Here is a 7,073-nt window from a genome sequence, read left to right as displayed (position 1 = left end):
CTGTGGTAACGAGACCGTGCATACACAGACCATTACCGTTCAGGATACTGTGGCTCCAACATTTAACGAAGCACTTCCTGCTGATGTAACTGTTGAGTGCGATGCGGTACCTACTGCTGAGACCTTAACGGCTTCTGATAACTGTGGTACGGCTACGGTAACTTTTGAAGAAGAAATTACTAATGGAGCATGTGTCGGCGATTACATAATAGAACGTACTTGGACTGCAATTGATGCCTGTGGTAATGATACTATTCACATTCAAATCATAACAGTACAAGACACAACGGCTCCGACCTTAGTGACTCCTCTTGATGAAAATGTGACAGCTTCATGTGATGATATTCCTCAAGTCCCTAATTTAGTCTTTGAGGATGCATGTTCTAATGACATAGAGGTTTCCTTTAGTGAAGATACAACTCAAGCAAATGACTTTGAAGATTATACAATCATAAGAACCTGGACTGTGACAGATGATTGTGGTAATGTTGCTACATTCACTCAGAATGTTAACGTTGAAATTAGTAATATCATTAATGCATTTGATGCAAGTCGATGTGTACTTGATGCTGAATTTGATCTGTTCGATTTATTATCTGGTGATTTTGATATGAATGGCACATGGAGTGTAGTTTCTGGAAATGCAACTATTGATGGGAGTTTATTCGATCCATCCTCTGTAGATGTTGGTATATATACTTTTATGTATACTATAACTGAAGGACCTTGCCCTACAACAGTTGAAGTAAATGTGACTATTGATGATGATTGTGTTGTATTAGCCTGTGGTAAGGATAATGTGGTAATATCCAAAACTGTTACCGCAAATGGTGACAATTACAATGAATTCTTTACAATTACAGGAATCGAAGATTGTGGATTTGTTATTGAGTTACAAATCTTCAATCGATGGGGTGCTGAAATATATAAGAATAATAATTACCAAAACGATTGGAATGGCGACGCTCATGGCTCGTCTGTAGGAAGCTCTGGAAAAGTCCCAACCGGAACCTACTACTATGTTATTAATTTAAGAAATAGTGGGTTGGAACCATTTGCTGGTCCAATCTACGTAGCAACTGATAAATAAACTTAACCGAGATGAAGTTATCTAAATCATTAAGTATTGCAATTATAATATTAGGTACGTCTTCTACCTTTGCACAGCAGTTACCTCAATTTACGCAATACATGTTTAACACCATTTCTATTAACCCAGCTTATGCAGGTAGTAGGGAAACATTTAGTGCTGTTGGTTTGCATAGAAGCCAATGGGTTGGATTAGAAGGTGGACCTGAAACACAAACATTATCTGTTCATACTCCGTTAAGGAATGAAAAGATTGGTTTAGGTTTATCATTCATAAATGATAAATTGGGTTATGAAAATTTTTCATACATCTATGCAGACTTTTCATATACCATTAGAACTGGTGTAAATTCTGAGCTAGCTTTTGGTATAAAAGGTGGTTTTACACATTACAACCTAGATGAAGAATTATTGAATGATCCTTCAGTAGTTAATGACCCATTCTTTAATGATGTTTCAAATCGTTGGAGTCCAAATGTTGGAGCTGGCTTATACTGGCATTCGCAACGATGGTATGTTGGCCTTTCAGCACCTAGAATTTTAAATACAGATTATAATAATGGTCGTCAAGGCCAATTAGATTATATTGCTTTGGAACGCATTAGCTATTATGTTACCGGTGGTTATGTATTCGATTTGAGCGAAACTACTAAGTTAAAACCTTCTGTATTACTTAAGGCTACAAATGGAGCACCATTATCATTTGATATTTCTGCCAACTTCTTATTCAATGAAACATTTTGGATTGGTGGAGGTTACAGAATAAATGAAAATGCAGCTGCAATTGGTGGTATTGCTGATTTTCAGGTATCAAAACAATTGCGAATTGGATATGCTTATGAATACCCAATATCAGACATAAGACCTTACACAAGTGGCACACACGAAGTATTATTGATGTTCGAAGTATTTAAAAGTAAACGTATAAAATCTCCAAGATACTTCTAAAAGAAACGCATTATGAAAACAAGACTATTAGTTATAACTCTTATACTTAGCTGTTCGTTATCGTATGCGCAAACGAAGTTAGCTGATAAATTCTTCAAAAATTATGGCTACATTAAAGCTATTGAACTTTATGAAAAAGCTGTAGAAAACGGAGATAATAGCGCTCATGTCCTTACGCGTCTTGGTGATGCCTACTACAACAACTCAAACTCGGAAAAAGCTGCTTATTGGTATGGAGAGGCCTTAAAGGAACATAAAAAAATAGAGGCTGAGTATCTATATAAATACATTCAGTCGCTAAGAAGTATTGGCAATTACGATGAAGCAGACAAATGGTTTAAAGAGCTGAGTGCGGCTCAACAGGGAGACAGTAGGCTTAAAGGCTACAATCCCGATGAAGTTGATCTGTATGCTAAATTGACTTCAAAAAATGAAGTTATAGTAAAAGTTGAAAACCTGTCTTTAAATTCTGAAAATTCTGATTTTGGATCTTATTTATTTGAGGACAAGCTCTACTTTGCCTCTGCTAGAGGTGATGATGAAAAAGTGTACAGCTGGAACAAAGAACCATTTTTAGATTTATACGAAGTTATACTCTCGGAAGATAATGGAGTCGTAAACTATGGTTCAGTAACCCAACTTTCTGAAGATATTAATACTGAATATCATGAAGCATCAATAGCCATTACTAACGATGGTAAAACCATGTATTTTACAAGGGATAACGTTAATAAGCGTAATCGGTTAAAGTATGACAAAAAAGGAACAACACATTTAAAACTTTACAAAGCTACACTAGCCAATGACCAATGGACTAATGTTGTGGAACTACCGTTTAATGATGACGTATTTTCTACTGGTCATCCAGCATTAAGCCCAGATAATAAGACGTTATATTTTGTGTCTGATCGCGAAGGTGGACTAGGCCAATCTGATATTTATTCCGTCACCATTAACGATGATGGCACCTACGGTATACCTGAAAATTTAGGTGAAAAAGTAAATACAGAAGGGCGAGAAATGTTTCCTTTTGTAGCCAAAGATAATACACTCTACTTTTCTTCGGATGGCCATTTAAACTTAGGGCTTCTCGATATTTTTAAATCCGATATTTTAAAAGGCATTCGAAATGAGCCAGAAAATATGGGCTCCCCATACAATAGTGGATATGATGACTTCGCGTTTTTTATAAATTCTGACACTGAACGTGGTTACTTTTCTTCTAACCGACCTAATGGTAAAGGTAGTGATGACATCTATAGCTTCAACGCTAAGGAGTGTAAAGAGATCATTTCTGGAATTGCTAGAGATAGCAAAACAAATATCATTCTTTCTGGCGTTACGGTACGTTTAATTGATGAAACTGGAAAAGTAATAGATGAATACTTTTCTAAAGATGGTGGTGAATATACATTCACAGTAGATTGTAACAAAACCTATACGGTAGTTGGCAGTAAGCCAGATTATAAAGATGATCAGAAAAACATTACTACAACTACAGAAAATGAAACCGTTCATAGGGTTGATTTAAATTTAGAACCGTTGATAGTTGATAATCAAATTGTCATTAACCCAATATTCTTTGACTTTGATAAATGGAATATAAGAACCGATGCACAATACGAGTTAGAAAACATTATAGATGTCTTACGAAAACATCCTGCGATGATTATTAAAATCGAATCTCATACCGATAGTCGTGGTGGTGATAGATATAATATGAAATTATCGGATAGACGCGCAAAATCCACGAGAGATTATATTATTTCTAGAGGTATTGATGCTAGTAGAATTGAAAGTGCAATTGGATATGGTGAGTCTCAACTCCTTAACAAATGCTCTAATGGTGTAAAATGTACAGAAGAAGAACACCAATTAAACAGACGTTCTTACTTCTATATTGTAAACGAATAGTTTTACCCTCAAAATTATATTTAAAAGCAAGCTATTTTAGGCTTGCTTTTTTTTAATGCCACTATGACCGGAATCTAATTATAACATTGTTAAATCATCATAAAAATCATACCGAGACAATACTTCAACCAGAGAAACAAAAATCCGAATACTCTCATCTAAAAACGAATGATTAAAACCATTTCAGTGGTTTGTCCGAACTTTAATACTGTGCAATTTCTTAATCTATGAATAGCCTAAAAGACCTTAAGCAATTCCTAATTCGAAATGATAACGACAAAATGAGAAGCGAGATATCTCCTTAAATATTATTTTTATTTGTCAACAAAAAAAGCCATGACTAACGTCATGGCTCTTAGGGGCTATTAATCAACTTTTATTGCGGTCTAACGCTTAATGAAGATATTAGTGAAGTACCATTTACCTTCATTATTTTTTTCGGCGGAGATATCAAAATCAGTAAAATCGCCTTCTATATTTTCTCTATGACTTGGACTGTTTAACCAGGCGTTAACTACAGACTCAGCAGAGCTAAATCCATAAGCAACATTCTCTGATACAATATTAGCATTAGCGTTGAGCTGTAAACTTTGTTTTCTCTGAAAGAAGTTATCGTGTGATACATTATTTACTTCAACCATATAATCTGTATGCGTAAATGCGACAGCTTTCACTGTACTATGATCCTGTAATGGATCTAGACCTTCATTTATTCTATGGGCATTGATGAGCTCCATGATTTCGATTTCTATTAACTTGGCTTCTGGTGCTAAAGGAACTTCTATAGAATTTATTTTATCCTCAGCAGCGCTATCTGTAGAACAAGATGTAAAGCCTAAGAGGGCAACGATAGCCAATAAAGGCATTAGCTTTTTAGCTTTCATAAGTAGGTTAAATTTAGGTTTGGGATTACTAATTTAACAGCCTACTTATGTCTATTTGTTAAAGAAATGTTAAAATCGATTAAAAACACGTCTTTTGTCGATTTTTTATGTAAAACATCGATGAAATGCACGTTGAAACTAAAATTTTAGTGTTTTAAACGATGATTATTACACTTTATCGGATAATAATCAAGGAGAGAGACGTTCTATCTTCCAATTATAATCCTCTTGCAATTGGTAGCGGATCCTATCGTGCAATCGGTTAGGTCTTCCCTGCCAAAATTCCATTTCTACAGGTCTTACAATATAACCACCCCAATATTTTGGACGGTCTATATCCTTACCTTCGTATTGAAGCTCTAATGCCTTTAGCTTATCCTCAAGTACTTTTCTGTCAGCAATAACTTCGCTCTGATCAGAAACTAAAGCTCCCAGTTGACTACCTCTAGGGCGAGACTCAAAATAACCATCACTCAAATTTTCAGAAATTTTTTCTGCTTTTCCTTTGATAATGACTTGTCTTTCTGCAGCGTGCCAAAAAAAAGACAAACAAACATTTGGGTTGGCTTCTATTGCCTTTCCTTTTTCACTATTGTAGTTGGTATAGAATATAAAACCTTCAAAGGTGTATTTTTTTAAGAGTACTACCCTACTCTTAGGAAAACCATCCAATCCTAAGGTAGATATTGTCATAGCATTAGTTTCATCTATATCAAAATGATTCTCCACCTCCATAAACCAATCTCTGAACAATTCAATAGGATTATCTGATACATTCTCTAAAAGAAGTTCACCTTTTTCGTAAGATTTTCTATAGTTACTTAAGTCTTTTTCCATGGTCTTGCGAAGTTATATCAATATTTTGTTTATATCAAAAAAAGTGTAGTTTTGGGTACCCTTAATTTAATAATAGCCCTAACATGCATTTTGAAGATTCTGATTTCTCAAAACATTTAAACTATACAAAAATCGATTTAAACTTTGGATTCCTGTATTTAACTGATGATTTCTTCATTATGGAAGTTAACGAAGAGGAACACTTTAATTGGGATAAATTAAATACGGTTTTAGACTCATTAAGAAACCATTATGGCAATCATAAAACCTTGGCTTACATTGCTAATCGGGTTAATTCTTATTCCATAGATCCAGTCCTTTGGTCTTATTTTGATAAGGATGATAGTATTTTAATTGGAGCGTCAATTGTTAGCTACAGAGATTCTTCTTTTATGAATGCCAATATTGAAAAACAGATGGCCTCAATACCTTTGAAAAGAGCACACAGTTTGGGTGAAGCTATAAATTGGGTGCAGCAATTAAAAGAGTTTAATTAAAACTCAAATGACTTTCCGTCTTGGGCTAACAAAACGTTATCAAATTCCTCTTTTGCTTCGGATATAAACCCGTCATAGCCATCGTAGCGCGTAGAAAAATGGCCGAGAATTAGTGCTTCTACATTTGCTTTTTTTGCAATGATACCAGCTTGTCTTGCAGTGCTATGCTTCGTACGCTCACAAAGATTTTTATTTTTATCTAAAAATGTGGACTCGTGATATAATACCGTTGCCTCTTTTATGATAGGAATAATATCCTCGTTATATACCGTATCACTGCAATATGCATAACTTTTTGGTGGTACTGGGTCTTTTGTCACCAATTCATTTTTTATTAACACACCATGATCATTTACCACATCAGCCCCTTGTTTTAATTTTCTGTAATAGGCTTTATTTACATTAGCATTTAATACCGCATTAATATCTAATTTACGTTCGTTGTCTTTTTCTTTAAATAGAAAGCCGTTTGTATAAACACGGTGTTTAAGCGGAATTGTGTAGACTTCGACTTTATCATCCTCAAAAATCAATTCAGACTTATTTGAGGTTAATTCATGGAAAATCAATGGAAAATTGGTCCATGAATCAGATAGTTTTAATTGTAATATTATAACTTCTTTAATACCCTTTGGACCATAAATATGAAGTTCTGTTTCTCTGGTTAACAACCGAAACGTACTAACCAAACCTATCAAACCAAAATAATGGTCGCCATGAAGGTGTGAAACAAAGATATGTTTAATTCTGGCAAACTTTATTTTGTTTCTTCGAAGTTCTACTTGTGTCCCTTCGCCACAATCTATTAAAAACATATGATTTTTAATCTCCAATACTTGAGAAGTAGGATTGGTATTGGTACGTGGTGTAGCGCTATGACAGCCAAGAATAGTGAGATTCATGA

7 protein-coding genes are annotated in these 7,073 nt (G+C 34.6%); 4 read left to right on the top strand and 3 right to left on the bottom strand.

The genetic code is table 11. The features are described 5' to 3' along the window. The 3 genes from ACFQ1K_RS09280 to ACFQ1K_RS09270 form a co-directional block, all read left to right on the top strand. Positions 1-1,090: gliding motility-associated C-terminal domain-containing protein (locus tag ACFQ1K_RS09280; RefSeq protein WP_386134114.1), on the top strand; the 1,090-nt coding region annotated here is incomplete at its 5' end. Positions 1,091-1,101: 11 nt separating this feature from the next. Continuing rightward, on the top strand, positions 1,102-2,037 hold the full coding sequence (locus ACFQ1K_RS09275) for a PorP/SprF family type IX secretion system membrane protein (protein ID WP_320555301.1): 936 nt from the start codon (positions 1,102-1,104) through the stop codon (positions 2,035-2,037). Positions 2,038-2,049: 12 nt separating this feature from the next. Further along, complete coding sequence (locus ACFQ1K_RS09270; protein ID WP_320555300.1) at positions 2,050-3,951, top strand: OmpA family protein; 1,902 nt, start codon at positions 2,050-2,052, stop codon at positions 3,949-3,951. A 386-nt stretch (positions 3,952-4,337) separates the two neighbouring features. On the opposite strand, the gene ACFQ1K_RS09265 is transcribed toward ACFQ1K_RS09270, so the two are convergent. Next, positions 4,338-4,835: a CAP domain-containing protein gene (locus ACFQ1K_RS09265; protein WP_320555299.1), complete on the bottom strand. Its 498-nt coding sequence runs from the start codon at positions 4,833-4,835 to the stop codon at positions 4,338-4,340. Positions 4,836-5,024: 189 nt separating this feature from the next. Continuing rightward, positions 5,025-5,672: a pyridoxamine 5'-phosphate oxidase gene (pdxH, locus tag ACFQ1K_RS09260; protein ID WP_320555298.1), complete on the bottom strand. Its 648-nt coding sequence runs from the start codon at positions 5,670-5,672 to the stop codon at positions 5,025-5,027. An 83-nt stretch (positions 5,673-5,755) separates the two neighbouring features. Here pdxH and ACFQ1K_RS09255 point away from each other — a divergent pair, with 83 nt between their 5' ends. Further along, on the top strand, positions 5,756-6,169 hold the full coding sequence (locus ACFQ1K_RS09255; protein WP_320555297.1) for a hypothetical protein: 414 nt from the start codon (positions 5,756-5,758) through the stop codon (positions 6,167-6,169). Here the strand turns inward: ACFQ1K_RS09255 and ACFQ1K_RS09250 are convergent. After that, entirely contained in the window at positions 6,166-7,071 is a 906-nt protein-coding gene (locus ACFQ1K_RS09250; protein WP_320555296.1) for a ribonuclease Z, read from the bottom strand. The two genes, ACFQ1K_RS09255 and ACFQ1K_RS09250, sit on opposite strands and share 4 nt — an antisense overlap. Positions 7,072-7,073: the final 2 nt, after the last annotated feature.

It is taken from the genome of Winogradskyella aquimaris (assembly GCF_042676105.1).
In the GTDB taxonomy this organism is placed as follows: Bacteria; Bacteroidota; Bacteroidia; order Flavobacteriales; family Flavobacteriaceae; genus Winogradskyella; species Winogradskyella aquimaris.
Note: the sequence above shows the minus strand (reverse complement) of the source record. Positions and strands in the feature narration are given on the sequence as shown.